The sequence below is a fragment of the Streptomyces sp. NPDC051136 genome, from assembly GCF_044455745.1.
Lineage (GTDB): Bacteria > Actinomycetota > Actinomycetes > Streptomycetales > Streptomycetaceae > Streptomyces.
This window is the reverse complement of sequence record NZ_JBITFE010000001.1, coordinates 149,335-175,653: the sequence shown is the minus strand read 5'-3', so window position 1 is coordinate 175,653 and position 26,319 is coordinate 149,335. Positions and strand designations below refer to the sequence as shown.

27 protein-coding genes, 1 tRNA gene, 1 pseudogene and 1 riboswitch are annotated in these 26,319 nt (G+C 72.8%); of the genes and pseudogenes, 6 read left to right on the top strand and 23 right to left on the bottom strand.

Annotated elements, in window-relative coordinates; all coding sequences use genetic code 11:
• Positions 1-88: 88 nt before the first annotated feature.
• The 14 genes and pseudogenes from ACIBCJ_RS00740 to ACIBCJ_RS00675 all read right to left on the bottom strand — a co-directional run bounded on the left by ACIBCJ_RS00740 (position 89) and on the right by ACIBCJ_RS00675 (position 11,591).
• Positions 89-162 (bottom strand) — tRNA-Pro (locus ACIBCJ_RS00740).
• A gap of 105 nt (positions 163-267) precedes the next feature.
• The gene (locus ACIBCJ_RS00735) at positions 268-1,605 is read right to left on the bottom strand and encodes an MFS transporter (RefSeq protein WP_365978898.1); all 1,338 of its coding nucleotides are present in this window, start codon (positions 1,603-1,605) and stop codon (positions 268-270) included.
• Between the two features lie 167 nt (positions 1,606-1,772).
• On the bottom strand, positions 1,773-2,129 hold the full coding sequence (locus tag ACIBCJ_RS00730; RefSeq protein WP_362508211.1) for an MmcQ/YjbR family DNA-binding protein: 357 nt from the start codon (positions 2,127-2,129) through the stop codon (positions 1,773-1,775).
• A 318-nt stretch (positions 2,130-2,447) separates the two neighbouring features.
• Positions 2,448-2,990: pseudogene (locus ACIBCJ_RS00725) on the bottom strand (GNAT family N-acetyltransferase); the annotation flags it as partial.
• A complete protein-coding gene (locus ACIBCJ_RS00720) occupies positions 2,987-3,565 on the bottom strand; it encodes an XRE family transcriptional regulator (RefSeq protein WP_362091287.1) in 579 nt (192 codons plus the stop codon). The pseudogene ACIBCJ_RS00725 and the gene ACIBCJ_RS00720, both read right to left, overlap by 4 nt.
• A gap of 46 nt (positions 3,566-3,611) precedes the next feature.
• Positions 3,612-4,514 carry a LysR family transcriptional regulator gene (locus ACIBCJ_RS00715; RefSeq protein ID WP_362091284.1) on the bottom strand — a complete coding sequence of 301 codons (903 nt, stop codon included), beginning with the start codon at positions 4,512-4,514 and terminating at the stop codon, positions 3,612-3,614.
• A 29-nt stretch (positions 4,515-4,543) separates the two neighbouring features.
• A complete protein-coding gene (locus ACIBCJ_RS00710) occupies positions 4,544-5,737 on the bottom strand; it encodes a glycine C-acetyltransferase (protein WP_133885219.1) in 1,194 nt (397 codons plus the stop codon).
• A gap of 28 nt (positions 5,738-5,765) precedes the next feature.
• Entirely contained in the window at positions 5,766-6,794 is a 1,029-nt protein-coding gene (gene tdh, locus ACIBCJ_RS00705; RefSeq protein WP_365978899.1) for an L-threonine 3-dehydrogenase, read from the bottom strand.
• A gap of 219 nt (positions 6,795-7,013) precedes the next feature.
• Complete coding sequence (locus ACIBCJ_RS00700; RefSeq protein WP_362091277.1) at positions 7,014-7,589, bottom strand: GAF domain-containing protein; 576 nt, start codon at positions 7,587-7,589, stop codon at positions 7,014-7,016.
• A complete protein-coding gene (locus tag ACIBCJ_RS00695) occupies positions 7,586-8,215 on the bottom strand; it encodes an ATP/GTP-binding protein (RefSeq protein WP_362091274.1) in 630 nt (209 codons plus the stop codon). Before ACIBCJ_RS00695 ends, ACIBCJ_RS00700 begins: the two co-directional genes overlap by 4 nt.
• Positions 8,193-8,567: a DUF742 domain-containing protein gene (locus ACIBCJ_RS00690; protein WP_133885222.1), complete on the bottom strand. Its 375-nt coding sequence runs from the start codon at positions 8,565-8,567 to the stop codon at positions 8,193-8,195. Before ACIBCJ_RS00690 ends, ACIBCJ_RS00695 begins: the two co-directional genes overlap by 23 nt.
• Positions 8,568-8,569: 2 nt before the next feature.
• Complete coding sequence (locus ACIBCJ_RS00685) at positions 8,570-9,004, bottom strand: roadblock/LC7 domain-containing protein (RefSeq protein ID WP_133885223.1); 435 nt, start codon at positions 9,002-9,004, stop codon at positions 8,570-8,572.
• Between the two features lie 35 nt (positions 9,005-9,039).
• Positions 9,040-10,875, bottom strand: a complete 1,836-nt coding sequence (locus tag ACIBCJ_RS00680; RefSeq protein ID WP_365978900.1) for an ATP-binding protein — start codon at positions 10,873-10,875, stop codon at positions 9,040-9,042.
• A 263-nt stretch (positions 10,876-11,138) separates the two neighbouring features.
• A complete protein-coding gene (locus tag ACIBCJ_RS00675; RefSeq protein WP_365978901.1) occupies positions 11,139-11,591 on the bottom strand; it encodes a hypothetical protein in 453 nt (150 codons plus the stop codon).
• Between the two features lie 81 nt (positions 11,592-11,672).
• On the opposite strand from ACIBCJ_RS00675, the gene ACIBCJ_RS00670 reads away from it, so the two are divergent.
• The 3 genes from ACIBCJ_RS00670 to ACIBCJ_RS00660 all read left to right on the top strand — a co-directional run bounded on the left by ACIBCJ_RS00670 (position 11,673) and on the right by ACIBCJ_RS00660 (position 14,614).
• Positions 11,673-12,548, top strand: a complete 876-nt coding sequence (locus tag ACIBCJ_RS00670; protein WP_365978902.1) for an alpha/beta hydrolase — start codon at positions 11,673-11,675, stop codon at positions 12,546-12,548.
• An 82-nt stretch (positions 12,549-12,630) separates the two neighbouring features.
• Positions 12,631-13,278 (top strand): TetR/AcrR family transcriptional regulator, encoded by a 648-nt coding sequence (locus ACIBCJ_RS00665; RefSeq protein ID WP_362091258.1) that lies wholly within the window; start codon positions 12,631-12,633, stop codon positions 13,276-13,278.
• Positions 13,279-13,393: 115 nt separating this feature from the next.
• Positions 13,394-14,614: a metallophosphoesterase gene (locus tag ACIBCJ_RS00660; protein WP_365978903.1), complete on the top strand. Its 1,221-nt coding sequence runs from the start codon at positions 13,394-13,396 to the stop codon at positions 14,612-14,614.
• Here the strand turns inward: ACIBCJ_RS00660 and ACIBCJ_RS00655 are convergent.
• A complete protein-coding gene (locus ACIBCJ_RS00655; RefSeq protein WP_399281523.1) occupies positions 14,568-14,954 on the bottom strand; it encodes an AraC family ligand binding domain-containing protein in 387 nt (128 codons plus the stop codon). The two genes, ACIBCJ_RS00660 and ACIBCJ_RS00655, sit on opposite strands and share 47 nt — an antisense overlap.
• 109 nt (positions 14,955-15,063) lie before the next feature.
• On the opposite strand from ACIBCJ_RS00655, the gene ACIBCJ_RS00650 reads away from it, so the two are divergent.
• Positions 15,064-15,435: a cupin domain-containing protein gene (locus ACIBCJ_RS00650; protein WP_365978904.1), complete on the top strand. Its 372-nt coding sequence runs from the start codon at positions 15,064-15,066 to the stop codon at positions 15,433-15,435.
• A 230-nt stretch (positions 15,436-15,665) separates the two neighbouring features.
• On the opposite strand, the gene ACIBCJ_RS00645 is transcribed toward ACIBCJ_RS00650, so the two are convergent.
• A complete protein-coding gene (locus ACIBCJ_RS00645) occupies positions 15,666-16,859 on the bottom strand; it encodes an MBL fold metallo-hydrolase (protein WP_365978905.1) in 1,194 nt (397 codons plus the stop codon).
• A gap of 149 nt (positions 16,860-17,008) precedes the next feature.
• On the opposite strand from ACIBCJ_RS00645, the gene ACIBCJ_RS00640 reads away from it, so the two are divergent.
• The gene (locus ACIBCJ_RS00640) at positions 17,009-17,653 is read left to right on the top strand and encodes a TetR/AcrR family transcriptional regulator (protein WP_362508178.1); all 645 of its coding nucleotides are present in this window, start codon (positions 17,009-17,011) and stop codon (positions 17,651-17,653) included.
• Between the two features lie 27 nt (positions 17,654-17,680).
• Here ACIBCJ_RS00640 and ACIBCJ_RS00635 read toward each other — a convergent pair whose 3' ends face one another.
• Both ACIBCJ_RS00635 and ACIBCJ_RS00630 read right to left on the bottom strand, forming a co-directional pair.
• Complete coding sequence (locus ACIBCJ_RS00635; protein ID WP_362508302.1) at positions 17,681-18,466, bottom strand: SGNH/GDSL hydrolase family protein; 786 nt, start codon at positions 18,464-18,466, stop codon at positions 17,681-17,683.
• A 203-nt stretch (positions 18,467-18,669) separates the two neighbouring features.
• Positions 18,670-19,596, bottom strand: coding sequence for a LysM peptidoglycan-binding domain-containing M23 family metallopeptidase (locus ACIBCJ_RS00630; RefSeq protein ID WP_362091243.1), 927 nt, complete (start codon positions 19,594-19,596; stop codon positions 18,670-18,672).
• A 4-nt stretch (positions 19,597-19,600) separates the two neighbouring features.
• A riboswitch (cyclic di-AMP (ydaO/yuaA leader) is annotated at positions 19,601-19,758 on the bottom strand.
• Between the two features lie 424 nt (positions 19,759-20,182).
• Between ACIBCJ_RS00630 and ACIBCJ_RS00625 the strand changes: the two genes are divergently transcribed.
• Positions 20,183-20,980 carry a tyrosine-protein phosphatase gene (locus ACIBCJ_RS00625; protein WP_362091240.1) on the top strand — a complete coding sequence of 266 codons (798 nt, stop codon included), beginning with the start codon at positions 20,183-20,185 and terminating at the stop codon, positions 20,978-20,980.
• Positions 20,981-21,001: 21 nt separating this feature from the next.
• Here ACIBCJ_RS00625 and ACIBCJ_RS00620 read toward each other — a convergent pair whose 3' ends face one another.
• From ACIBCJ_RS00620 to ispG, 5 genes are all read right to left on the bottom strand, one after another.
• Complete coding sequence (locus ACIBCJ_RS00620; protein WP_133885230.1) at positions 21,002-21,121, bottom strand: DUF6126 family protein; 120 nt, start codon at positions 21,119-21,121, stop codon at positions 21,002-21,004.
• Entirely contained in the window at positions 21,118-21,732 is a 615-nt protein-coding gene (locus tag ACIBCJ_RS00615; protein WP_365978906.1) for an XRE family transcriptional regulator, read from the bottom strand. Before ACIBCJ_RS00615 ends, ACIBCJ_RS00620 begins: the two co-directional genes overlap by 4 nt.
• 64 nt (positions 21,733-21,796) lie before the next feature.
• Positions 21,797-23,182, bottom strand: a complete 1,386-nt coding sequence (locus ACIBCJ_RS00610; protein WP_365978907.1) for an aspartate aminotransferase family protein — start codon at positions 23,180-23,182, stop codon at positions 21,797-21,799.
• Complete coding sequence (gene dxs / locus ACIBCJ_RS00605) at positions 23,183-25,135, bottom strand: 1-deoxy-D-xylulose-5-phosphate synthase (protein WP_365978908.1); 1,953 nt, start codon at positions 25,133-25,135, stop codon at positions 23,183-23,185.
• Positions 25,136-25,163: 28 nt separating this feature from the next.
• The gene (ispG, locus tag ACIBCJ_RS00600) at positions 25,164-26,318 is read right to left on the bottom strand and encodes a flavodoxin-dependent (E)-4-hydroxy-3-methylbut-2-enyl-diphosphate synthase (protein ID WP_399281518.1); all 1,155 of its coding nucleotides are present in this window, start codon (positions 26,316-26,318) and stop codon (positions 25,164-25,166) included.
• Position 26,319 lies beyond the last annotated feature (1 nt).

Genomic DNA, 26,319 nt, shown 5'->3' with positions numbered 1-26,319 from the left:
CGGTCGCCCAGGCACGCCGCAGGGACAACAATCGAGGGGCGGTTTCGGATCTCTCCGAAACCGCCCCTCGATCAACGACTGCTCTCAGTCGGGACGACAGGATTTGAACCTGCGACCCCTTGACCCCCAGTCAAGTGCGCTACCAAGCTGCGCCACGTCCCGTTGCCCGTCTGACCTGGGGTTTCCCTCGGCCGAACGCGCAGGAAAACCATACCGCACTCGGGCCGGTGGTCGCGCATCGCTTTTCCGGCGGGCCGCTTCGCGGGGTCAGCACCGCTGTGCCCGGGACGGCTCGTCCACGGATTTCGCCGGGCGGGCTGGCCCGGCTCCGGACGCGTCGGCCCGTACGAGGCCGCGCACCGCCGGTATCAGCAGCAGGGCCGCGCACACGGCGAAGCTCATCGCGCCGGCGACCAGCAGCACGTGGTCGGCGCCGAGGGCGGAGGCGGCCGGGCCGGCCAGGGCCTGGCCGACGGGCATCATCGCGAGGGAGCCCGCCACGTCGTAGGCGTGGATGCGGTTGAGGACGTCCGGCGGGACCTGGGTCTGCACGCTGGTCGCCCACATCACGCCCCAGAAGGACATGCCGGCCCCGGCGACGGCGGCTCCGGTGGCCATCGCGGGTACGCCGAGGCCGGCACCGACGCTCGCGGGGAAGGCGGCGAAGCCGACGAGGGCGATCGCCCCGGCCCGGAGCATGCGCAGCGGCCTCAGCCGCAGGGCGAGCAACCCGCCCACGACGGTCCCCGCGCCGAGGGCGGAGTTGACCAACCCGTAGGCGCGCGGGCCGTGTTCGCGCACCACCTCGGAGGCCACCAGCGGAACGGTCGGGCCCCAGACGGCGATCATGTAGAGGCACCAGACGGCGATGACGCTCCACAGCCACCGCCGCGCCCGGAACTCCCGCCACCCCTCCACGAGGTCGGATCGGAAGGCCCTGCCGCCGCGGCCGGACACCGCGCGGCTCCCCGGCGCGAGCGGGGGCAGCCTGAGCAGCAGCAGGCACAGGGCGCTGATCCCGTACGTGGTGGCATGGGCGGCGAAGACCCCGCCGGGTGAGGCGAAGCCGACCAGGAGGCCGGCCACGGCGGGGCCGGCGAGCTGGGCGGCGGACTCGGCGACGCGTATCGCGCCGTTGGCGCCCTGGACGTCGGAGGCGAGCCGGGGCACGGTGCTGGCGACACCGGGTTGGAAGACGGCGCCCGCGACGCCGTTGGCGAACCCGATGGCGCAGATCTGCCAGAGCACGACGTGCCCGGAGAAGAAGAGCGCGGCGGCCAGGGCCTGGGTGCCGAGCCGTACCAGGTCGGCGCCGATCATCAGTCTGCGGGTGCTGAAGCGGTCGGCGAGGACCCCGCCGAAGACGACCAGACCGGCGAAGGCGGCGGCCGTCGCGGCCATCGCCAGGCCGACCGCGCCCGCCCCGTACCCGTGCTGGAGCAGGCCGGCGGCGAGCGCGACGGGCAGCATGGTGTCGCCGAGCCGGGCCACGGCCCGGGCGGTGAAGAACAGCGCGAAGTCCCGCGACCAGACGGCCCGCGCCGCTGCCGGCGCCTCGCGCGAGGGCACGCCCTCGGGCACCCCGTGTGACGACGTACCGGCCATGCCGCCTTCTCTCCCTCCCCTGCCGGCCCCCGCCGGCCAACCGCTCCGTACCCGCCCCCGGCCCCCGATCGTGCCGTGCGTCCGACAGCCGGGACCCCCCTCCGGTCCCGGCTGTCACGCACGTCTTCGGATCATGCCACGGGGCACTGACAACGCCTGAGGGGTTTTCAGCCGGCGGGCAGTCCCAGCCGGGGGTGGGCCTCCAGCAGCCGGGTCGGGGCGGCCTGGCGCCAGGAGTCGGCGAGGATGTCACGCAGCTCGTCCTCGCCCTCCAGCGCGGCCAGCCGGGCCCGCACCCAGGCGAACTGCGCCTCGTGCCCGGCGATCCAGAACTTCTCCGGCTCCGCCAGCACCAGTTCGTCGCGCTCCTCCTTCGGGCAGCGCACGGCGAGGGAGGTCTCCTCCTCGGGCAGCGTCGCGAACATCTTGCCCGCGACCCGGAAGGTGGGCATGCTCCAGGCGATCTTCTCCGTCGTGTCCGGCAGGGACAGGGCGATACGTCGTACGTCTTCTGCGTCCGGCATGCCAGGCACGTTATCCGCCGCCACTGACACTCACCCGGCGACGGCGGAGGCACCGGCCTCCGCGCCGCCCGGTGGGCCGGGCGCCGCATCTCCCGACGTGCCGCCCGCCGGGCCGCGCCCCGCACCGAGCAGTGCACCGTCCGGTGTGCTGCCCGGCCTGCCGCCCGCCGGGCGGTGCGACGCGCCGTCCCTGGCACCGTCACCCGTGCCACCCGCCGGGCCGCGCGACCTGCCGCCCCGCGGACCGCCACCCGTGCCGTGCGATGCGCCACCCGTGCCGCCCGCCGGGCCGTCCCCCGCACCGACCCCTACGCCGTCCGCCGCACCGACCGGTGTGCCGGCGCACCCGTGGAGTCGCTTGAAGTACAGCGTCGTCGGCCGCAGTCGGCCGTGCGGGTCCGCCGCGTAGTCGGGGATCGTGCCGGCCCTGGTCCACCCGGCGGACCGGTACAGGCGCTCGGCGGGGCTGCCGGTCTCGGTGTCCAGGTGCAGCAGGGTGATCGCGGCCCTCCCGGCAGCCTCCTCGACGGTGGTCAGCAGCCGGCGGCCGAGGCCCCGGCCGCGGGCCTCCCGGGACACCATGAGCTTGACCAGCTCGGCGCGGTGGCGGCTGTTGGGCTTGTCCGGCAGCGCGAGGCTCACCGTCCCCGTCACCCGCTCCCCCTCTCGCGCCACCCACACGGTCAGCTGCCCGGCCGCCACGGCGGCGGCCCGCCCCCGCCACCAGGCGACGGCCTCGTCGTGACCGAGCGGTGCGAGGAAACCGACGGAGGCGCCGCCCGCGACGGTGTCGGTCAGCAGAGCCGCCAGGTCGTCCAGCAGCGCCGCCACCCCGTGCTCGTCGACGCGGTGCACGATCACGGCAGCACCACCGCCAGCGCGTAGCGCGCGCCCTCGGTTCCGGCGCACCGGAACCGCGTCGGCCCCCACACGCGCATCCGCAGGCAGTCCCCTGCGGCGAGCCGGTGCTGCACGTCCTGTGCCGTGATCTCCAGGGCCCCTTCCAGGAGCCAGACATGTTGTTCCAGACCGGGCACCGGCGGCCGGTCGTAGGCGATGTCGGCGCCGGCGGCGAGCCGCCCCTCGACCAGTTCGCCCCGCAGGCCGGCGTGCGGCGGGGAGACCGAGCGGCGGACGAAGCCCGCCGGGCGGTCCTCCCACACGGGCTGCTCGGCGGCCCGTACCAACAGCGCGGGCTCCGCCTCGACCTCGCTGAGCAGGCGGGACATGGTCCGTCCGTAGACCGCGCACAGGCGGTTCAGCACGGCGGCGGTGGGACTGGTCTCGGCCCGCTCGGCCCTGGACAGCGTGGACCGGCTCACCCCGCAGCGCTCCGCCAGCTCGCCCAGCGACCAGCCGCGTTCGGCCCGCAGTTCGGCCAGCCGGGCGGCGAGCCGGGCGTCCACCGCGTCCGTGTGGCTGTCGTCTTCTCTCATATGCGGGACGCTATCCCGCTCGTGAGACGAGCCGGTTACGGAAGCCTCACGTCCGTGCCGCCTCGCCCAGTGCGTCCAGCACCGGGCGGATCAGCGGGTGTCCCTCCGCCCCCCGGCGCACGGCCGCGAAGACGCGGCGGGTGGGCGCGACCCCGTCGACCGGGCGGACGACCACGCCGGTGAGGTCGGTGCCGTGCAGCGCCGAGCGCGGGACGAGCGCCACGCCGGCGTCGGCCGCGGCGAGGGACACCACGGCACGGAAGTCGTCCGAGGAGTGTTCGAGGCGGGGCTGGAACCCGGCGCTTTCGCAGGCCAGCACGACCACGTCGTGGCACGGGTTGCCCGGGTAGGGGCCGATCCAGGTGTCCTTGGCCAGCTCGGCGAGCGGCACCTCCGCGGCGTCGGCGAGGCGGTGGGCGACCGGCACGACCGCGTCGAAGGGCTCGGCGTACAGGGGGACGTGGGTCAGCCGCGGGTCGTCGGCGGACGGCGCCCCGCGGTACTCGACGGCGACGGCGACGTCCACCTGCCGGTCCAGGACCATCGGCAGACTGGCGTCGCCCTCGGCGTCCTGGACGCGGATGCGGATGCCGGGCGCCGACGCGGCGAGGCGGGCAAGGGCGGGGGCGACGACGAGGGCGATGCCGGTCGCGAAGGAGGCGACCGTGACCGTGCCGGCCTCGCCCGAGCCGTACGCGGCCAGCTCGGCCTCCGCCCGCTCCAGCTGGGCGAGGACGGCGTTGGTGTGGCTGAGCAGGATCTCGCCGGCCGGGGTCAGCCGTACGCCCTTGGCGCCGCGCTCGACCAGGCGGTGCCCGGTCTCCTGCTCCAGGGCGGTCAGCTGCTGGGAGACCGCCGAGGGGGTGAGGTACAGCGCGGCGGCAGCCGCCGTCACGGTGCGGTGGTCCGCCACCGCTCGCAGGATGTGCAGCCGCCGCGCCTCGATCATGGGACCGATTCTCTCAGGTCACCGGGGGTCTAGGCGGCGAGCTGCTCCCGGGCGGCCACGAAGGCGTCCACCGCGCGGTCGACGTCGTCCGTGGAGTGTGCGGCGGACAGCTGCACGCGGATGCGGGCCTTGTCCTGCGGGACGACCGGGTAGGAGAAGCCGATCACGTACACGCCGCGCTCCAGGAGCAGCTCCGCCATGCGGCCCGCCTGCGACGCGTCGCCGATCATGACGGGTGCGATGGGATGGTCCCCGGGGAGGATGTCGAAGCCCTCCTCGGTCATCCGGCGGCGGAACAGGGCGGTGTTCTCGGCGAGCCGTACCCGCAGGTCGTCGGCCGACTCCAGCAGGTCGAGCACCTTCAGGGAGGCGGCGGCGATCACCGGGGCGAGGGTGTTGGAGAAGAGGTACGGCCTGGAGCGCTGGCGCAGCAGGGCGACGATCTCGGCGCGGGCGGCGACGTAGCCGCCGGAGGCGCCGCCCAGCGCCTTGCCGAGGGTGCCGGTGATGATGTCGACGCGGTCCATGACGCCGTGCAGCTCGGGGGTGCCGCGACCGCCGGGGCCGACGAAGCCGACGGCGTGCGAGTCGTCGACCATGACCATGGCGTCGTAGCGGTCGGCGAGGTCGCAGATCTCGGCGAGCGGGGCGACGTAGCCGTCCATGGAGAAGACGCCGTCGGTGACGATCAGCTTGCGGCGGGCCTCGCCCGCGGCCTTGAGCTGCGTCTCCAGGTCGGCCATGTCGCGGTTGGCGTAGCGCAGGCGCTTGGCCTTGCTGAGCCGGATGCCGTCGATGATCGAGGCGTGGTTCAGGGCGTCGGAGATCACCGCGTCCTCGGGGCCGAGGAGGGTCTCGAAGACGCCGCCGTTGGCGTCGAAGCAGGAGGAGTAGAGGATGGTGTCCTCCTGGCCGAGGAACGCGGAGAGCCTGGCCTCCAGTTCCTTGTGCACCTCCTGGGTGCCGCAGATGAAGCGCACGGACGCCATGCCGTAGCCCCAGCGGTCCAGCGCCTCGTGGGCGGCGGCGACCACCTCGGGGTGGTCGGCCAGGCCCAGGTAGTTGTTGGCGCAGAAGTTGAGGACCTCGCCGGGGCGGCCGCCGCCGGTGACCTCGACGGTCGCCGACTGCGGGGTGCCGATGACGCGCTCGGGCTTGTGCAGGCCGGCGGCGCGGATCTCGTCGAGGGTGGCGCGCAGGTCGTCGCGCACGGAGTCGAACATCTCAGAAGCTCCTAAGAAAGCAGATGACTTACGCGGTCCAGTCGAGGATGACCTTGCCGCCGCGGCCGCTCGCCGCGTCGGCGAACGCGGCCTCGAAGTCGCGGTGGGAGTACCGGCCGGTGATCACCGGGGCGAGGTCGAGCCCGCCTTCGAGCAGTACGGACATGGCGTACCAGGTCTCGAACATCTCGCGGCCGTAGATGCCCTTGACGGTGATCATGGAGGTCACGATGCGGGCCCAGTCGACCGGGAACTCCTCGGCGGGCAGGCCGAGCATGGCGATCCGGCCGCCGTGCGTCATGTTGGCGATCATGTCGCGCATCGCCTCGGGGCGGCCGGACATCTCCAGGCCGATGTCGAAGCCCTCGCGCAGGCCCAGTTCGCGCTGTCCGTCGGCGATGGTGGCGTCCGAGACGTTCAGGGCGAGGCTGGCGCCGACCTTGCGGGCGAGTTCCAGCCGCTCCTCGCTCACGTCGGTGATCACGACGTTGCGGGCGCCGGCGTGCCGGGCCACGGCGGCGGCCATCAGGCCGATGGGTCCCGCGCCGGTGATGAGGACGTCCTCGCCGACCAGCGGGAAGGACAGGGCGGTGTGCACGGCGTTGCCGAACGGGTCGAAGATCGCGGCGACGTCGAGGTCGACGGGGACGCGGTGCACCCACACGTTGGACGCGGGCAGGGCGACGTACTCGGCGAACGCCCCGTCCCCCCCGACGCCGAGGCCGACGGTGGCCCGGCACAGGTGGCGCCGTCCGGCCAGGCAGTTGCGGCACTTGCCGCACACCAGGTGGCCCTCGCCGCTGACCCGGTCGCCGGTCTTGATGTCGGTGACGTCGCGCCCGGTGCCGACGACCTCGCCGACGAACTCGTGGCCGACGACGAGCGGGGTGCGGATGGCCTGCTGCGCCCAGCCGTCCCAGGCCCGGATGTGCAGGTCGGTGCCGCAGATGCCGGTGCGCAGCACCTTGATGAGTACGTCACCGGGTCCGACGACGGGCTCGGGCACGTCCGCGAGCCACAGGCCGGGCTCCGCCTTCTCCTTGACCAGCGCCTTCAACGCTACGGCTCCTGACGGGTGAGGTCCCGGCGGTGGCATGCCGAAGCGGCCCGCGTCCGGGAAGGGGAGGGGAATCGCACAGCAATCTGCCGTACGACACCGCCTCCGGTCCATCGAGCCTTTCTTAAGCCCGGCCGCAGCTTTCCTTCACGCGTCCGCCGCGGACGCCGGCCACGCGCCCCGTGAGCACCGGCCACGCGCCGCGCGCTCGCCCGCGGCTCACAGCGGGAGCCCGTCCTCCGCGCTGCGCTCGATGCGCCGTACGAGGTCGGCCGCCGTCGACTTGATCGTCGCCAGGCCCGCGGTCCCCCAGGTCCGGGGCCGCACGTCGGAGGCGGACACGGTGCCGAGGACCGTCCCCGTGCTGTCGATGAGCGGGGCGCCGAGGTAGGAGCGGATGCCGAACGTGTCGACGACGGGGTTGCCCGCGAAGCGGGGGTAGTCGCGCACGTCCTCGAGGACCAGCGCCTTGCGCCGGACCACCACGTGCGGGCAGAAGCCGTGGTCCCGTGGCTGGACCCGGCCGAAGTCGGGACCGGTGCCGTCCCCCCGGGTCACCGGAGGCACGTCCGGCACCCGCAGGCCCGCGTAGAACTGCCCGCCCTCCACCAGGAAGTTGACCATCGCGTACGGCGCCTCGGCGAGGCCGGCGAGGTGCGTGGCGAAGGCGTCGAGGGCCGGGTCGGCCCGTTCCGCGAGGCCGAGCCGGCGCAGCCGTCGTACCCGCTCGGGGGCCTCCCGGTCCTCGGGGGTGAGCAGCAGACGTCCGGCCGGGCGGGGCGGGTCGTAGCTCATGGGCGGGCTCCGGCACCGAACCCCGGGGCGGGGGCCGGGGTGTGGGCGATGAGGTGGCGTACCAGGGTGAGCAGCGTCTGTACGCCGGAACTGGAGATCCGGGCGTCGCAGCGCACGATCGGGATCCCGGGGTGGAGGTCCATGGCCGCGCGCACCTCCTCGGGGTCGTAGCGGTGGGAGCCGTCGAACTCGTTGATCGCGACGACGAAGCCCAGTCCGCGCTCCTCGAAGAAGTCGACGGCGGCGAAGGACTCCTCCAGGCGGCGGGTGTCGGCGATGATCACTGCCCCGAGCGCACCTTCGCACAGCTCGTCCCACATGAACCAGAAGCGTTCCTGTCCCGGCGTCCCGAACAGGTACAGGACGTGTTCGGGGTCGAGGGTGAGGCGGCCGAAGTCCATGGCCACGGTCGTTTCGAGTTTGTTCTCGATTCCGTCGAGGTTGTCGGTCGCGGCGCTGACCGTGGTGAGCAGTTCCTCCGTGCTCAGCGGCGCGATCTCGCTGACCGCGCCGACGAAGGTCGTCTTGCCGACGCCGAACCCGCCCGCCACGAGGATCTTCAGGGCGGTGGGGAACGGGTCGGCGCCTTCGCCGTGTGCGTAGTCAGAGCTGTCGTCGTAGTCCATCGAGCACTGCCTCCAGAAGGGCCCGGTCCGTGGGGTTGTGGTGGAACGCGGCGGGGGGTTTGGTGGTCAGCGCGCCGCAGTCGACGAGGTCCGAGAGCAGCACCTTGGTGACCGCCACCGGGAGCCGCAGGCGGGCGGCGAGCTCGGCGACCGGGAGGGGTGCCCGGCACAGGTCGAGCGCCTGCGTGTGCTCGGGTCCGAGGTAGCCGAGGGGGGTCGCCCCCGTGGCCATGACCTGGGACATCAGGTCCAGCGCGACGGTGGGCCGGGTACGGCCGTTGCTGACGGTGAAGGGGCGCACCAGCCGTCCGGCCGCGTCGTCGAGCCAGGGCCCGTCGCCGGCCGCGGCCACCCTCAAGGCCTCATCGCCGGGGGTTCGACGGCGTACTGCCGGGGCGCGGTGACCAGGTAGGGGCGGACGCTCTTGACCAGCATCGCCATCTCGTAGCCGAGCACGGCCGCGTCGGCCTCGCGGCCGGCCAGCACGGCGAGGCAGGTGCCGGAGCCCGCGGTGGTCACGAAGAGCAGGGTCGTGTCGAGTTCGACGACGACCTGCCGTACGTCTCCGCCGTCGCCGAAGCGGACGCCGGCGCTGCGGCCGAGGGAGTACAGGCCGGAGGCCAGGGCCGCCATGTGGTCGGCGCTGTCGGCGTCGAGGCCGTGGACGGACTTCACCAGTCCGTCGGCGGACAGCAGCACGGCGCTGCTGGTGTGCGGCACACGCTGGACGAGGCCGCTCATCAGCCAGTCGAGGTCGGACACTTGGCCGGTCGGCGCGTCGCTCGCCATGGTGGATCGACTCCTGGGGGTGGGGGTGGTGGTGGTCATTCGGCTGTCGCGCCCGGGTCGGCGAGGGTCGGTGCCAGGGGCGCCGGTTCCGTGCGCTGCTGGGCCTCCGCGAGGCCGATGCCACGCTGGAAGGCCGCCATCAGGCCCGGGTCGTGGCCGGTGTACTGCTCGGGTTCCTGGCGCGGCGCGGGGCCGCCGCGCAGCTGGGGCGCGAGGTGCTCCTGGGCGCGGCGGCGGGGCAGTTGCGGCTTCCCCATGGTGCCGCGCACCGCGCTGTGCCGCGGGACGGGCGGGGTGTTCGCGTGTTCGGCGAGGACGTCCCGGTCGTCGGGCCGCACCCCGGGTGCGGCGGCTGCCGGGGTGGGACGGTTCCGGTGCGTGCCACGCACGGGGAGCGGTACGGGTGCGCCGTCGGCCCCGCCCTCCTGGCCGGGCTCGGTCGCCACGGGAACGGGCACTGGAGCAGGGGCGGGAACTGGTGCGACGGGCATCGGCACCGCGGACGCGGCCGGCGCAGTCGGCACGGCCCGCACGGACGGTTCGGGGACCGTCTCCGGTACCGCGGCGGCCACGGCCCGCGCCTGCTGCGGGAGGGGCGCCGGGGGCACCGGCTCGGTCCCGGCGACGTGCCCCGGCCTGACGGCGCCCCCGGGCAGGGCGCCCTGCCCCGCGCCCAACAGCGCCTGCGGCACGACCAGTACGGCCTGGACACCGCCGTAGATGTTGGTCTGCAACCGCACGGTGATCCCGTGCCGCTTGGCGAGCTGGGAGACGACGTACAGCCCGATGCGCCCGTCCGCGAGGAGGCGGGCGACGTTGACCTGGTCGGGGTCGGCGAGCAGGGCGTTCATGCGTTCCTGTTCGCCGACGGGCATGCCGAGCCCGCGGTCCTCGACCTCGACGGCGAGCCCCGAGGTGACGAGGCTGGCGCGCATCAGCACCTGGGTCTGCGGGGCGGAGAACAGGGTGGCGTTCTCGACGAGTTCGGCCAGCAGATGGATCACGTCGGCCACGGCGTGGCCGCGCAGCGTGCCGTCGACCGGCGGTACCAGCCGGACCCGCGAATACTGCTCGACCTCGGCGATGGCCGAGCGCAGCACCTCGGTCATGTCGACGGGGTTGCTCCACTGGCGGCGGGAGACGGCACCGCCGAGCACGGCGAGGTTCTCGGCGTGGCGGCGGATGCGGGTGGCGAGGTGGTCGACGTGGAAGAGGCCCTTGAGGAGGTCGGGGTCCTCGATCTCGTTCTCCAGCTCGTCCAGGATGGAGATCTCCCGGTGCACGAGGGACTGCAGGCGCCGGGCGAGGTTGACGAAGACCTCCAGCTTCTGTTCGCTCCCGGCCTGGCTGGAGAGCTGGGCCGCCCTGACCACGGCGGTGACGGCACCGTCGTGGGCGCGGGAGAGGTCGGCGGCGAGCAGCTCGAAGTCGTCGGCGTCGTCCGGCGGTCCACCGCGGGGCTTGCGCGGGGCGGGGGACTCGCCGCGGCGCAACGCCTCGACGACGGCACGCAGATCGCCCTCCTGGCGCGCGGTGCTGCGACGCAGCGCGCCGACGCGGTCGTGCACGGACCGGGCGGCGCGGTCGGCGGCGACGGCGGCGATCACCACGGCCGCGACGGTGACCGAGACGGCCCCGGCGAGCACGCCCCACAGAACGGGCCCGGGCCGGACGCCGGTGGACCGGACGGTGACCAGGACGACCGCGCAGGCGCTGAGGGCGACCGCGACCGGCGGCAGGACCGCGAGCCTGACGAGCTGGGACCGTATGTGGGTCTCGGGCAGCGCGGCGGTGGTACGTGGGGCCGGCCGGCCGTGCCGCCCGCCCTCACGGCGGTCTGCTCGCGCGGCCGGGGCGCGGAGGTGAGACATCGGTGTCCTCGTACTGGTCCGTGTACTGGTCCGTCGGCCCTACGTCGCCCGACGGACACTGACAGTAGTCGCCTGGCCCTCATGTGCGGTGGGCAGTTGCCAAAGTCCCTCGGACAACGTCCCGCTCTGGTATGAGCCCTCGTACGACAGACCGATAAGTCGGATACGCAAGCGTTCCGGCACGGCGAAAATCTGGTCGGACTCGATCAGAAACAGTCACTGTCGGTGACCGAAAGCGAAACCGAGACGGGGACCGTGATCGCTCAGCCCCCCGCCTCCGCCGCGGACCGGCCCCACCGCGCGATCAGGGACCGCGCGGTTCGCCGGGCGGCTTCCGGATCGAAGCGGTCCGTGTGCCAGGTCGTGGAGCGCAGGGCACCACGGTCGCGGTAGGCGCGCACGATCCGCCGATGCCGGGGGCTCGCCACGAAGTTGCCCAGGTCGTCCTCGTGCCGCCACAGGGTCACGGAGCCCGAGCGGGGCCGCAGCAGGTCGGGCGCGGCCCAGAGCCAGAGCCCGAGCGCACCCTCGACGTGCCGCCAGTCCCTGCGCAGGGCCAGTCCGGCCAGGGCGACACCGGGCGCCGCCCAGGGCCTGGCGGGGGCGAACTGGGTGACGCTCACGACGACGTGCCGCGCCGGCCCGCCGCACGCACCGGCGCCCGCGTCCGGCACCGGACCGTCCCGCCAGGGCGCGAACCAGATGGTGTCCGTCACGGCGACTCCTCTTCCAATAAATGTGCACGGTCGTTCGTGCTAATTTAACAGCCCTCTCGTGCCCATGAAGGAGCAGCGGACATGAAGCTCAGCCGGACAGTGCCGGGTGCCGTCCTGAACACCCTCTCCCGCGTCGCCCGCCGGCCGGCGGGTGCGGCCGCGTACGCCCTGTTCCACATGCCCCTCGCACGCAGCACGGTCCGGCCCGCCGAACGGGAGCTGATCGAGCGGGCGCACCTCGGACGGGTGGAGCTGGGCGGCAAGCACGCCGTGACGTACGAGTGGGGCGACGGCGCGCGCACCGTTGTCCTCGTGCACGGATGGCAGTCGCGCGGATCACGGCTGTCCGACCTGGTCACCGCGTTCCTGGACCGGGGTTACCGCGTCGTCGCGTTCGACGCGCCCGGGCACGGCGCCGCATCCGGCCGCAGCGCGACCATCCTTGACTACCGCACCGTCCTCACCGCGCTGCACGAGCGGTACGGAGCGTTCGACGGCCTGGTGGCCCACTCCTTGGGCGCACTGGCGTCGTTCTTCGCGCTGCGGCACGGGGTCAAGGCGGAGCGGGTCGTCAGCATCGGCGGAGTCTGCGACTTCGGCTACCTGGTCGACGAGTTCGCCACCGCGCTGGGGCTGAGTCCGCGGCTCAAGGCCGAGTTGCACCGGCGGACGGCGAGCCGCCTCTTCCCCGATCTCCCTGCGGGCCGGTCGCCCTTCTCCGCGATCCACACCGCCGAGGAGGTGAACGCGCCGCTGCTGGTCGTCCACGACGAGGACGACACCCGGATCGGGGTCGAGCAGGGGCGGCGGCTGTCCGGCGCCTTCGGCGAGCGTGCCCGCCTGGTGGTCACCAGCGGACTCGGGCACCGGCGCATCCTGGGCGACCCCGAGGTCGTACGGGCCGCGGTGGACTTCGTCGAGCACGGGCCCGGCCCGTCCCACCTGCCACAACACTGACCGCACGGGCGTCCGCCCCTTCGCTACACTCGGGCGACCTCATCGGCACCGAGGGGGTCGCACCCGGGAGGGCAGGCAGGGCATGGGCACGACTGAACGTATCGACGGCCGGATCGCCCGGGGCAACCAGACCCGTCAGCTGATCCTTGAGCGCGCCGTGGAGACCGCTTCGGTCGAGGGTCTGGAGGGACTGTCCCTGGGGCGCCTGGCGAGCGAACTCGAGCTGAGCAAGAGCGGTGTCTTCGCCCTGTTCGGCTCCAAGGAGGAGCTCCAGCTCGCCACCGTCCGCGCGGCGATCGACGTGTACGTGGACGTCGTGGTCCGGCCGGCCCGCGACCTGCCGCCCGGCGTCGGCCGGCTGTGGCGCCTGTGCACCGGCTGGCTCGCCTACTCGCGCGACCGCGTCTTCCCCGGCGGCTGCTTCTTCTACTCGACCACCGCCGAGTACGACGCCCGCGAGGGCAAGGTCCACGACGCCCTGGCGGGCGCCCGGACGGACTGGCTCGCGCACGTGGAGCGCACCGCCCTCGAGGCCCGGCAGGCCGGCGAGATCGCGGAGGGGACGGACGTCTCCCAACTCGCCTTCGAGCTGGTGGCGTTCCTGGAGATGGCGAACGCCGAGTCGGTGCTGCACAACGAGTTCACCAGTTACGACAAGGCGGCCCGGGCCGTCCTGGGCCGGCTGCGGGCCGTGACCACCGACGCCTCGTTGCTGCCCGGCAGCCCCTGATGCCTTCCCCCAGCCCCTGAGCCGCCTCACGGGACACTCTCCGCAACGCCCCCCGACCGGCCCCGGAACGACCGGATACAGTGCGCGGGAGAGCAGCACCGTCGGGGAGGGAAGCGTGACCGACACCAGCGACACCCGGCCGGCCGAGGACGGAGCGCGAGCATCGCGGCAGAGCCGACTGCACCGCCTGATGCGCTACCTCCCCCTCACCGCCCCCGTCCTCCTGTGGGCCGTGCCCTGTTGGGTGCTCCTGCACGGCGGCCAGCACTGGCCACTGCCCGTCACGCTGGCCGGCACCGCCCTGTTCGCCCTCGGGCTCGTCGGCATGCCGCTCGCGATGGTGCGCGGCCACGGACGGCGTGGGCAGGACCGGGCGGCGATCATCGGTGACACCCTGCTGGGGAGCAGTTGGGTCCTGTTCACCTGGTCCGTGGTGCTCGGTGTCCTCCTGCGGCTCGCCCTGACCGTGGCCGGCGTCGGGGAGAGCCAGGACCGCGCCCGGATCGTCACCTGGGCCGTCCTCGGCGTGTCCGCCGTCCTGCTCGTCTGGGGCTACGCCGAGGCCCGGCGCGTGCCACGCGTGCGCCGACTCGACGTGCCACTCCCCCGGCTGGGCGCCGGGCTGGACGGCACCCGCGTCGTCCTCGTCACCGACACCCACTACGGCCCGCTCGACCGCGCCCGCTGGTCGGCTCGGGTGTGCGAGACGGTGAACGCCCTGGAGGCCGACCTGGTCTGCCACACCGGCGACATGGCGGACGGCACGGCCGAACAGCGCCGCGCCCAGGCCGCCCCGCTCGGTACCGTGCGGGCCACCCGGGCCCGGGTCTACGTCACCGGCAACCACGAGTACTACAGCGAGGCCCAGGGCTGGGTCGACCTGATGGACGAGCTGGGGTGGGAGCCGCTGCGCAACCGGCACCTGCTGCTCGAACGCGGCGGCGACACCCTCGTGGTGGCCGGCGTGGACGACGTCACCGCCGAGTCCTCCGGCCTGCCGGGCCACCGCGCGCACCTCGCCGGAGCCCTGAGCGGCGCCGACCCCGACCTGCCCGTCCTGCTCCTGGCGCACCAGCCCAAGTTCGTCGACCGGGCTGCCGCCGCCGGCGTCGACCTTCAGCTCTCCGGCCACACCCACGGCGGCCAGATCTGGCCCTTCCACCACCTGGTCCGCCTCGACCAGCCCGCCCTGGCGGGCCTCAGCCGGCACGGCGCCCGCACCCTCCTCTACACCAGCCGCGGCACCGGCTTCTGGGGCCCGCCGTTCCGCGTCTTCGCCCCCAGCGAGATCACCCTGCTGGTCCTGCGCTCCCCGCACCCGCCCACCGCTCCGTAACGCCTCGCGGACCGGCCCGCTCGCGACGGTGCCCCGGCCGTCTCGCCGTGCGGCCCCACCGGGCGTCATACCGATCCGTGCCGACGACTCGGCAAAGGATCCGGGCTGTTCTGCTCCGTGCGCCGCGCGGATCGCTGTGGGAACAGTTGCCGGTCGCCCCATGACGGCGGCGGTCGAGTGCGAAGTCGACCGCACCGTCATCGAGGATCATCAGGTCCCACGTGCCGTGGGTGTGGGCCGGGTACGCGTGGTCGGTGAAGTGCGCGTGGAAGACCTCGGAAATGCCTGGGACCTTGGGCCGCCAGGCGCTGATGGACGCGCGGGGTCGGTGTCCGGTCATGCCAGGAACGTACAAGACCGGCACCGCCCGAACGCGGCAGGCTCGTGAAGCCGGCCGAAGGGCGTCCGAGGAGGCGCCCCGGTTGACCGGCCCTGAGGAAGGATGCCGTATGTCCAGGTCTGTTGTGCCCGTCAACCTCGCCGACAAGCTGGCGCGGTTCAGCGAGCTGTGGTCACAGAAGCGGGTGGCTGTGGTCAACGACTACGAGGTCAAGGTGGCCAAACTGAAGGGGGAGTTCGTCTGGCACACCCACGAGGACACCGACGAACTGTTCCTGGTCATCAGCGGGCGGCTCAGGATCCAGCTCAGGGACACCGATGTGGTCCTGGAGCCTGGCGAGTTGTTCGTGGTTCCCCGTGGGGTCGAACACTGCCCCGTGGCGGACGAGGAGACCGCGATCCTGCTGTTCGAACCGAAGGGAACGATGAACACCGGTGACGCGGGCGGGCCGATGACCAAAGCGGCCGAGGCCCTCGGCTGACACGTGGGCCATGGGGTCACGTCGCGTCGTCGGGCGGCCGGCACCTCGGGCCGTCGAGCGGCCGGCGTTTCGGGCCGACCGGCGTTCCGGTTGCGCGAGCGCAGGTAGAGGTGCGATTCCGGAGCTCGGGCGCCACGTGGACCGGGACGCCGTCCGGACCGGCCGCGCACCGACTTGAGCGCGGCCCGAGTCGGACGGGTGCCTCTCCCCGAGCTCGCCCCCGGCCGACGTCAGCGCTCACCCGCAAGGTCGAGAGCACTGTTGCTCGACTCGGCCACGCCCTCGGCAAGTCGGGGACGGCGCCACGGGCGGGCGAGCGGAACCGACACCGCCCGCCACCACGCCTCCGTCGGCAGCTCCCCCGCCGGTTCGAACGGCTCGCCCGGCTGCGGGAAGGCCACCGCCTGACCGGCCTCCGCGGCCGCGTCCTTCGTCCACTCCCCCGGCTCGGCCCACGCGTGCGGCGCCAGGTTGAAGGTGCCCCAGTGGATCGGCAGCAGGGCGCCGTGCGGCGTGCTGCCCTGGAGGTCGAGGTGGGCGCGGACGCCCTCCTCGGGGGTCATGTGGATGTCCGGCCAGAACTCGGCGTACGCCCCGAGCTGGATCATCGTGGCGTCGAACGGGCCGTGCGCGGCGCCGATCTCGCGGAAGCCGTCGAAGTAGCCGGTATCCCCGCTGTGGAAGACGCGGTGTTCCTCGCCGGCGACGACCCAGGACGCCCACAGGGTGTGCTGGGTGTTGCGCAGCCCGCGCCCGCAGAAGTGGCGGGCCGGAGTGGCGGTGAGGGTGAGGCCGCCGACGCGGGTCGACTCGTGCCAGTCCAGCTCCCGCAGCCGGTCGGCGGGCACGCCCCAGTGTTCGAGGTGGGCGCCGACGCCCAGCGGCACGGCGAACACGGTGTCCGTGCCGGCCAGTGCTTTGATCGTGGGCATGTCCAGGTGGTCGTAGTGGTCGTGCGAGATGACGACGACGTCGACGGGCCCAAGGGCGGCCAGGGGCAGCGGGACCGGGTGCAGGCGCCTGGGGCCGGCGAAGGGGAAGGGGGAGCAGCGCTCGCCCCACACGGGGTCGAAGAGCACCCGCTGCCCGTCGATCTCGGCGAGCACGCTGGAGTGACCCATCCAGGTCAGCCGGAGCCCGGTGGCCGACGGCCGGGCGAGGTCGGCGAGGGTGGTGGCGTGCACCGGGATCGAACCCTGCGGGGCCCGGCGGCGACGCGCCTCCTTGTCGAAGTAGATCTTCGCGAACTCGGCGGCCGAGCCGGAGGGCCGGATCCTGGCGGTACCGCCGGGGTTCTGGAAGACGCCGTCGCGGAAGTTCGGCGATCTGCGGATGCGCGCCATGCGCTCGCCGCCCGGGGCCACGCCGAAGGCGGCGGGCCGCGGCACGCTGAACCCGGGACTCGGGGAACGGAAAGCGGCCACGGTACCTCCAGGTGGAGTGGTGCGGGTTCTCATGACGGTCATCCCGTCCTACGTCACCTCGAACGACGGAGGTCACACCCGTGTTCCCGGCCCGGACCTGACCACGAGGGCGTCGCCGCGCTCCGGAGTGCCTGTATAGGGTGACGGGCGTGGGGAGAGTCCGGTTGAGCGTGGCGGAGCGGCGCGAGGAGCTGTTGCGCGCGGCCATCGAGCAGATTTCGGCGCGGGGCGTGGCGGCGTTGCGGATCGCCGACGTGGCCGCCGCGCTCGGGGTCAGCAACGCCCTGGTGCTCTACCACTTCTCCACGAAGGAGCGGCTGGTCGCCGCCGCGTTCACCCACGCCGCCGAGGCCGACCTCGCCCACCTGCACCGGCTGCTGGCCCGGCGTACGTCGCCGCTGCGCCGCCTGCGGGCGGCCGTGCGGTGGTACGCGCCCACCGGTCAGGCCAAGGGCTGGCGATTGTGGATCGAGGGCTGGGCGGCGGCGCCGCGCGAACCCGCGCTGCGGGAGGTCACGCGCGAGCTGGACCGCCAGTGGAAGGCGGCGATCTCCGCGGTCATCGCCGAGGGTGTCGCCGCCGGCGAGTTCTCCTGCCCCGAGCCGGACGCCGCCGCCCTGCGTCTGACGGCGCTGCTGGACGGGCTCGCCGTACAGCTCACGTCGTACACGGGCACGGTGTCGCGGGCCCGGGCGCAGGAGTGGGTGGACGAGGCGCTGGCCCGGGAGCTGGGCCTGGAGCGGGCGGTCCCGGCGTCCACGCGGCGTCAGGGGGCGCCGAGCGGACGCCGGTGACCCGGCCCGCCCCGCCTCGGGCCGGCCTCAGGCCACCGAGGCGAGCCACGTCTTGATGTCGTGCGGCGACAGCGTTCCCTTGGCCGTCACGTGGTCGCCCGACGACTCGCCGCGCAGCCGGCGGCCGATCCACGGCACCAGGTACTCGCGCGCCCACTGCACGTCGTCGCGCCGCACGTGCAGCGTGCCGCGGGGCGGCAGTGGCGGCCAGGGCTGGTCCGGGTCGGCCGGGACGGGCAGGCCGAGCGCCTGGCCCGCGCGCAGCGCAACCCGGGTGTGACCCTCCGGCGACAGGTGCAGCCGGTCGGCGTCCCACGCCCTGCGGTCCTGGACGCTGCGCAGCGACCACAGGTCGAGCACCGGGCATCCGTAGCGGTCGGCGATGGCGCGGACGTGTCCGTTGTAAGTGGCGATCTTGCCGCGCAGATGCTTGAGGACGGGCACCCCGCGGGTGTCGAACCCGGTGGTCACCAGGACGCGGCCGGCCGCGGCGGTCAGCGCGGCCACCGCCAGTTCGAACCGTTCGGCGACCTCGTCGGGGTCGGTGCCGGGCCGGATGATGTCGTTGCCGCCCGCCGCGAACGAGACCAGGTCCGGCGCGAGGGCCACGACCCGCGGGACCTGTTCGGCCACGATCTGGTCGAGGAGCCTGCCGCGCACGGCGAGGTTCGTGTACGTGAAGCCGCCCTCGGGGCGCCGGTCCGCGAGCAGTACGGCGAGTCGGTCGGCCCAGCCGACGAACGCCCCGTCGGGACCGGGGTCGCCGACGCCTTCGGTGAAGCTGTCCCCCACCGCCACGTACGACCCGATCACTGCTCTGCTGTCACTCTTCGAATCGTCTGCCACGTCGGCCCATGATTCACCTTGGAATGTGACCTACGCGACCGTAGGGCGGGGTTGACGGGCGGTGAGAAAGGCCACGCCTAAAGTGTTCGTCAATTCCGGAATACGCCGAAGGCCGGACCCGGGGATCGGGGTCCGGCCTTCGGGGCGCGAGGCCGCGCGGAAGCGGGTCGTCAGACGGAGACGCCGTGCGAGCGCAGGAACGCGATCGGGTCGATGTCCGAGCCGTAGTCCGGCGTGGTGCGGATCTCGAAGTGCAGGTGCGGGCCGGTCACGTTGCCGGTGGCACCCGAGAGGCCGACCTGCTGACCCGCCGTCACCGACTGGCCGGCGGAGACGGAGAGCGAGGAGAGGTGGGCGTACTGGGCGTAGTGGCCGTCGGCGAGCTGGATGACGACCTGGTTGCCGTACGCGCCGCCCCAGCCGGCCGAGACGACGGTGCCCGCGCCGACGGCCTTGAGGGAGGTGCCGGTGGGGACGACGAAGTCGGTGCCGGTGTGGTAGCCGCTGGACCACATGCTGCCGGACTGGTGGTACGGCGTGCCGACGGTGCCGCCCGCGACCGGGGAGGTGTAACCGCTGGTGGTGGCCGCGGACTGGGTGCCGGTGCCGGCGGACTCGGACGACTCGGAGGAGTCCGAGGAGGAGGTCTTCTCGGCGTCCGTCGACTTCTGGGCCGGCTTCTCGGCGGGCTTGTGCGAGGGCGCCGAGGACTTGGCGGCCTGGCCGCCGATGGACAGTTCGAGGCCCGGGTGGATCAGCGACGGGTCGGCGCCGACGGCCTCGCGGTTGTCCGCGTACAGCTTCTTCCAGCCGCCGTCGACGTCCTGCTCGTCGGCGATCTTCGACAGGTAGTCACCGCTCTTCACGGTGTACGTGCGGGCATCCGCGTTCTTCTCGGAGCCGCTCGCGGCGGTCTTCTTCGCCGACGTCGCCACGGACTGCACGGCCTGCTCGGAGACCGAGTGCGCCGGAGCGGCGTTGGCGGCGGCGGCGCCCATCAGCGGGAGCGCGAGCGCGGCGCCACCGGATCCGGCGATGGCGATGGTGCGGGTCAGGCGCATGGCCCTGGTACGGCGGTGCTTACCCTTCGCGGGCATGGCGAATTCCTCTCCGGCGCCTGCGAGGTGAGCTGTCGGGTGCGGGCTGGAGATGCCCGGCCGCGTCGAAACGCGGCTTTACCCCAAGCCGTTCCGGGAACCGGAACAGGCAGTTCTACCTGTGGGTCCCCCGCTCCTGCCGGGTACGGGTGGTCGATGAGTGCGGGCTCCGGTCGGCGGCAGGATTAGGCGTCCGTCCGGATCGGTGGTGAACGTAAGGGACCGGGACACGCACGGACAAGCGTGGGATTCCTTGGACGGGTGTTCCGATTGATCCTTTACGGGAACAAGCGGTAACCCTGCGTCGATTTCCGCCACCCCGCCTTTCCTGAAAGTCCTTGAGAACCAACTGAATTACGTGAACATGACGGACAACGCACCGTCACGGATATGACGCTGCTCACGCGCCCCTTTTCCAGCCTTCGCCATTTCAGGGCCAGTTGTCATCAATCCACCAATTCGGACAGATAACTCTTATCCGCCCGCAACAGCCCGCACCGAACGGCTTTCCCGTACGGGTGATGCCGTATCGTCGAGGTGCCCGTCGGCGAGCAGCGGCGGCGGCGCCGAGTGGGAGGAGCCCCCCGTGACGCAGCAGGTCCCGTCGACCGAACCCGAGCTGACCGGAGTGCGCAACTTCCGGGACCTGGGCGGACTGCCGACCGTGGACGGCCGGCGGGTGCGACAGGGCGTGCTGTTCCGCAGCGGCCACCTCGCGCACGCCACCGGGGAGGACACCGCCTTCCTGGCCACGCTGGGCCTGCACACGATCTTCGACTTCCGCAACGCGGCCGACCTGAAGCTCGAAGGGGCGGACGTCGAGCTGCCGGGCGTGCGCAACGTGAACCTGCCGCTGAGCGATCCGGCCGACGGCGCCGAGTTCTGGAAGATGGTCCGTGACGGAGACCTCGACCAGCTGCGCGAGCTGCTCGCCGACGACAAGGCGGCGAACCGGATGATCCACTCCTACCGCACGATGGTGACGGAGCGCACGGAGGAGCACTCCCGGGTCCTGCACGCACTCGCCGAGGACAGCGTCCCCGTACTGATGCACTGCGCGGCGGGCAAGGACCGGGCGGGTCTGTCGATCGCGGTCACCCTGCTCGCCCTGGGCGTCGAGCGCGACGCAGTCGTCGAGGACTACCTGAAGTCGAACGCCGCGCACCGCCGCTACAAGGTGCGCCGCAGCGGCTCCGCCGCCTCCGCCTACTCCCCCGAGGTCATGGAGCTGCTCAGCCCTCTGTTCGACGCGCGCGCCGAGTACCTGGCGGCGGCCCTGGAGACGATCGAGGAGACCTGGGGCGACGTCGACGCCTACCTGGAGCGGGGGCTGCGGGTCACGGCCGGGACCCGGGAGCGGCTGCGCGAGCGGATGGTGGACTGAGCCACCCGCCGGCGCACGACGTCACCTGGCGCCCACCTCGAACAGTAGGTAGAGGAAGCCGCCGAAGACGTGCCCGAGGGCGATGTAGACGAGCAGCCGCACCCACAGGGCGCGCGGGAACTTGTCCTCCATGGTGCTCATGGCGTCTCTCCAGGGGTCGGGCCGAGGCACAGGGCGGCCGTCGGGCTCTGCAGCAGGGTGTGGACGAAGAGCAGCTCGACCCCGTCGGGGTCCCGGGCCGCGATCCGGTGCGGGGTCATGGAGTCGAAGTGGGCACTGTCCCCCGCGGTGAGCCGGTGCTCGGTGTCCCCGAGGCGCAGGCGCAACCGGCCCCGCAGGACGTGCAGCCATTCCTCCCCGGGGTGCACCCGCACGACGTCGCCCTGCGAGCCGTACGGCACCTGGACGCGCAGGGCCTGCATGCCGCGGCCCGGCGCGCCCGCCTGCCAGTACGTCCAGCCGCCCGCCGTGGTGGGTTCCATGTCGGCACCCCGTACGACGGCGTCCCGGTCGGCGGTGCTCTCGCCCAGCAGCTCCGCGACGGTCGTACCGTAGACGCGGGCGAGGGCGAGCAGCATCGGCAGCGAGGGCTGGCGCTGCCCCGTCTCCAGGCGGGAGAGGTGGGCGGGCGAGAGCCCCGCGGCGCGGGCCGCGGTCTCCAGGGTGAGGGCGGCCCGCCGCCGCAGCTCACGGAGCCGGGGCGCGACGGCGGCGACCGCCCCTTCGGCGGGGCCGGTCTCGGAGGAGCTCATGGCTCCATTCAGCCCGCATCTTGCCTCAGAGGCAAATCTCTTGCCTCTGAGGCAAAAGCCACCCTCAGCGGTTGGCCACCGCCTGCTTGACCAGTGTCTTGCCGAAGTCCCACATCAGGCCACCGCCGTTGTGGGCGTCCTCCATCACGTCGGTGAAGGCGTCGACGAACCGGTCGGCGTCGTCGGTGTCGATGATCAGCGGCGGGATCAGTTTGATCACCTCCAGGTGGTCGCCGGACACCTGGGTCAGGATCCGGTGCCGCTGCAGGAGCGGCACGACCACCATCTGGGCGAACAGTCCCTTCCGTGCGGCCTGCAGCATCGTCCAGCGGCTGCGCAGCTTCAGGGAGCTGGGCCGGCCGAACTCGATGCCGATCATCAGCCCGCGGCCCCGGACGTCGGCCAGCAGCTCGTAGCGGTCCACCAGCGCCGCCAGCCGGGACTTCAGCCGCTCCCCCACCGCGGCGGCGTTCGCCACGATCTCCTCGTTCTCCATCACCGACAGCACCGCGAGTCCGGCGGCCATGGCCTGCGCGTTGGACCCGAAGCTCGCCGAGTGGACCTGCACGCGGTCCATCGAGGAGTACACCTTCTGGAAGATCCAGTCCTTGCCCAGGGTGGCCCCGACCGGCACGTAGCCGCCGGACAGCGCCTTGGCGACGCAGACCAGGTCGGGCTCGACGCCGTCCTCGTGCTGGTAGGCGTAGAACTTCCCGGTACGGCCCAGGCCCGTCTGCACCTCGTCGGCGATCAGCAGCGCCTTGTGCCGGTGCAGCAGTTCCTGCGCGGCGAGCAGATAGCCCGGCGGGGCCTCGTGGACGCCCTTGCCCTGGACCGGCTCCACGATCAGGGCGGCCACGTCGCCCTTCTTCAGCTCCCGGGCCAGGGCGTCCAGGTCGCCCAGCGGGACGGCGGTGTCGGGCAGCAGCGGCGCGAAGCCCTTGCGGAACCCGTCCTCGCCGTTGACGGAGAGCGAGCCGGTGGTCAGGCCGTGGAAGGCGTGCGTGCAGTAGAGGATCCTCCTCCTGCCGGTCGCGTAGCGGGCGAACTTCAGCGCGGTCTCGACCGCCTCGGTGCCGCTGTTGCCGAAGAAGACCCGGTCCAGGTGGGGGCTGTAGGAGAGCAGCTTCTCCGCCAGCAGTCCGGGCAGCGGCGGGCAGTCGAACCGGGTCAGGTCGGCGAGCGAGGCGTCGAGCACGTCGTGCAGCGCCTTGCGGACGACCGGGTGGTGGCGTCCCAGGCCCATCACCGCGAACCCGGCGAGCATGTCCAGGTAGTCGTTGCCCTCGGCGTCCCAGAAGTGCGCTCCCTCGGCCCGCTCGTAGACCTTGTCGAAGCCGATGGTGCGCAGCATGCGCGGCAGCTGGTGGTTGAGGTGCCTGGCGTGCAGCTCGTACCGCTCGGCCCCGCGCTCGGCCAGGAGCGCGGCGAGGTCGAACCCCTTGGTCATTCAGTTCTCTCCTTGCGCTGGCATGACGATCCGTCCGTCGCCGGACTGTTCCACTGCCGGTCCCCCGGGCTGCGCACCGGCCGGTCCGGCGAGGGCCAGGCTCGCGCTGATCCGGCCGGCCACGTCGACCGGGGTGAGGCCGACGTCCGCGAGCACCTCGGCACGCTTGGCGTGCGCGAGGAACTGCTCGGGGATGCCGAAGCGGCGCACGGGGACGTCGACCTCGGCGTCGCCGAGCGCCAGGGCCACCGCGGAACCGACCCCGGCCGCGCGGCTGTTGTCCTCGACGACGGCCACCAGGCGGTGCCGGGCCGCGAGGGGCGCGAGCGCCGGGTCGACGGGCTTGACCCAGCGGGGGTCGACGACGGTGCAGCCGATGCCGCGGGCCTCCAGCAGCTCGGCGGCGCCCAGGCAGACGGACGCCATCACGCCGACGGCCACGAGCAGCACCTCGGGCCGGTCCGCGGCGTGCAGGACGTCCAGGCCGCCGATCCGGTCCACGGCGGGTACGACGGGTCCGACCGACTCCTTGGGGAAGCGCAGCAGCGTCGGCGCGTCCTCGACGGCGACCGCCTCGCGCAGCTGGGCGCGCAGCTGGTCGGCGTCGCGCGGGGCGGCGATGCGCAGGCCGGGGACGACCTGGAGGACGGACATGTCCCACATGCCGTTGTGCGAGGCCCCGTCGACGCCGGTGACGCCCGCCCGGTCCAGGACGAAGGTGACGCCGCAGCGGTGCAGCGCCACGTCCATGAGCAGCTGGTCGAAGGCCCGGTTGAGGAAGGTGGCGTAGACGGCGACGACCGGGTGCAGTCCGCCGGTGGCGAGACCGGCGGCGGAGACGGCGGCGTGCTGCTCGGCGATGCCGACGTCCCAGACCCGGTCGGGGAAACGTGCCGCGAAGGGGGCGAGGCCGACGGGGTGCAGCATGGCCGCGGTGATCGCCACCACGTCCTCGCGCTCCTCGCCGATCCGGACGATCTCCTCACCGAACACGGAGGTCCAGGACGGCCCACCCGCAGGTTTGAGCGGCTCGCAGGTGAGGGGGTCCATCACGCCGACGGTGTGGAAGTGGTCCTCCTCGTCGCGCAGGGCGGGCTCGTAGCCGCGGCCCTTCTCGGTGAGGCAGTGCACCAGCACCGGACCGTGGAAGCGCTTGGCGCGGCGCAGCGCCGACTCGACGGCGCCGATGTCGTGCCCGTCGATCGGGCCGAGGTACTTCAGTCCCAGGTCCTCGAAGAGGCCCTGCGGGGCGAAGGCGTCCTTGAAGCCCTTCTTCGCGCCGTGCAGGGCCTCGTAGACGGTGTTGCCGACCACGGGCGTGCGCTGGAGGACGTCCTTGCCCCAGGCCAGGGCCCGCTCGTAGCCGTCGGTGGTGCGCAGGGTGGCCAGATGGTTGGCGAGGCCGCCGGTGGTCGGCGCGTACGAGCGTTCGTTGTCGTTGACGACGACGATCAGCGGCCGGTCCCTGGCCGCCGCGATGTTGTTCAGCGCCTCCCAGGCCATGCCGCCGGTGAGCGCGCCGTCACCGATCACGGCGACGACATGGCTGCTCTCCCCCCTGACCTGGCGGGCCTTGGCCAGGCCGTCGGCCCAGCCGAGGACGGTGGAGGCGTGGCTGTTCTCGATGACGTCGTGCGCGGACTCCTCGCGCGAGGGATAGCCGGACAGGCCGCCCTTGCTCCGCAGCTTGGAGAAGTCCTGACGCCCTGTCAGCAGTTTGTGCACGTAGCTCTGGTGACCGGTGTCCCACAGGATGCGGTCGTGCGGCGAATCGAAGACGCGGTGCAGGGCGACGGTGAGCTCCACCACGCCGAGGTTGGGTCCGAGGTGACCGCCGGTGCGGGCGACCGCGTGCACCAGGAAGTCCCGTATTTCGTCGGACAGTTCACCGAGTTCCGTCTCGGACAGCGCCTTCAGGTCGCGTGGTCCCCGGATGTTCTCCAGAATCGTCACGCTCGGGCCCCCTTCGGTCCGTGGTGTGTCAGCTCACGGTGACGGCCGGCTCCCCCGACGCGCCGTCCTTCTCCATCTGTTCGGCGATCTTCATGGCCTCCTCGATGAGGGTCTCCACGATCTTGGACTCGGGCACGGTCTTGATGACCTCGCCCTTGACGAAGATCTGGCCCTTGCCGTTGCCGGAGGCGACGCCGAGGTCGGCCTCGCGGGCCTCGCCGGGGCCGTTGACGACGCAGCCCATGACGGCGACCCGCAGCGGCACCTCCATGCCCTCCAGACCGGCGGTGACCTCTTCGGCCAGCTTGTACACGTCGACCTGGGCGCGGCCGCAGGACGGGCAGGAGACGATCTCCAGGCCGCGCTGGCGCAGGTTCAGCGACTCGAGGATCTGGATGCCGACCTTGATCTCCTCGACCGGCGGGGCGGAGAGGGACACCCGGATGGTGTCGCCGATGCCCTGGGAGAGCAGCGCGCCGAAGGCGACGGCCGACTTGATGGTGCCCTGGAAGGCGGGGCCGGCCTCGGTGACGCCGAGGTGGAGCGGGTAGTCGCACTGGGCGGCGAGCTGACGGTAGGCCTCGACCATGACGACCGGGTCGTTGTGCTTGACCGAGATCTTGATGTCCCGGAAGTCGTGCTCCTCGAAGAGCGACGCCTCCCACAGGGCCGACTCCGCCAGCGCCTCCGGCGTCGCCCTGCCGTACTTCTGGAGCAGGCGGCGGTCCAGGGAGCCCGCGTTCACGCCGATGCGGATGGGCGTGCCGTGGTCCTTCGCCGCCTTGGCGATCTCCTTGACCTTGTCGTCGAACTGCTTGATGTTGCCCGGGTTGACCCGGACCGCGGCGCAGCCCGCCTCGATGGCGGCGAAGACGTACTTGGGCTGGAAGTGGATGTCCGCGATCACCGGGATCTGCGACTTCTTGGCGATCACCGGCAGCGCGTCGGCGTCGTCCTGCGTCGGGCAGGCCACCCGGACGATCTGGCAGCCCGAAGCCGTCAGCTCGGCGATCTGCTGGAGCGTCGCCCCGATGTCGGAGGTGCGGGTCGTCGTCATCGACTGCACCGACACCGGGGCGCCGCCCCCGACCGCCACCGGCCCGACCTGGATCCGCCGCGACACGCGTCGCTCGGCGACCGGCCGGACCGGTACCCCGGGGAGCCCCAAGGGAATGGCGGTCATG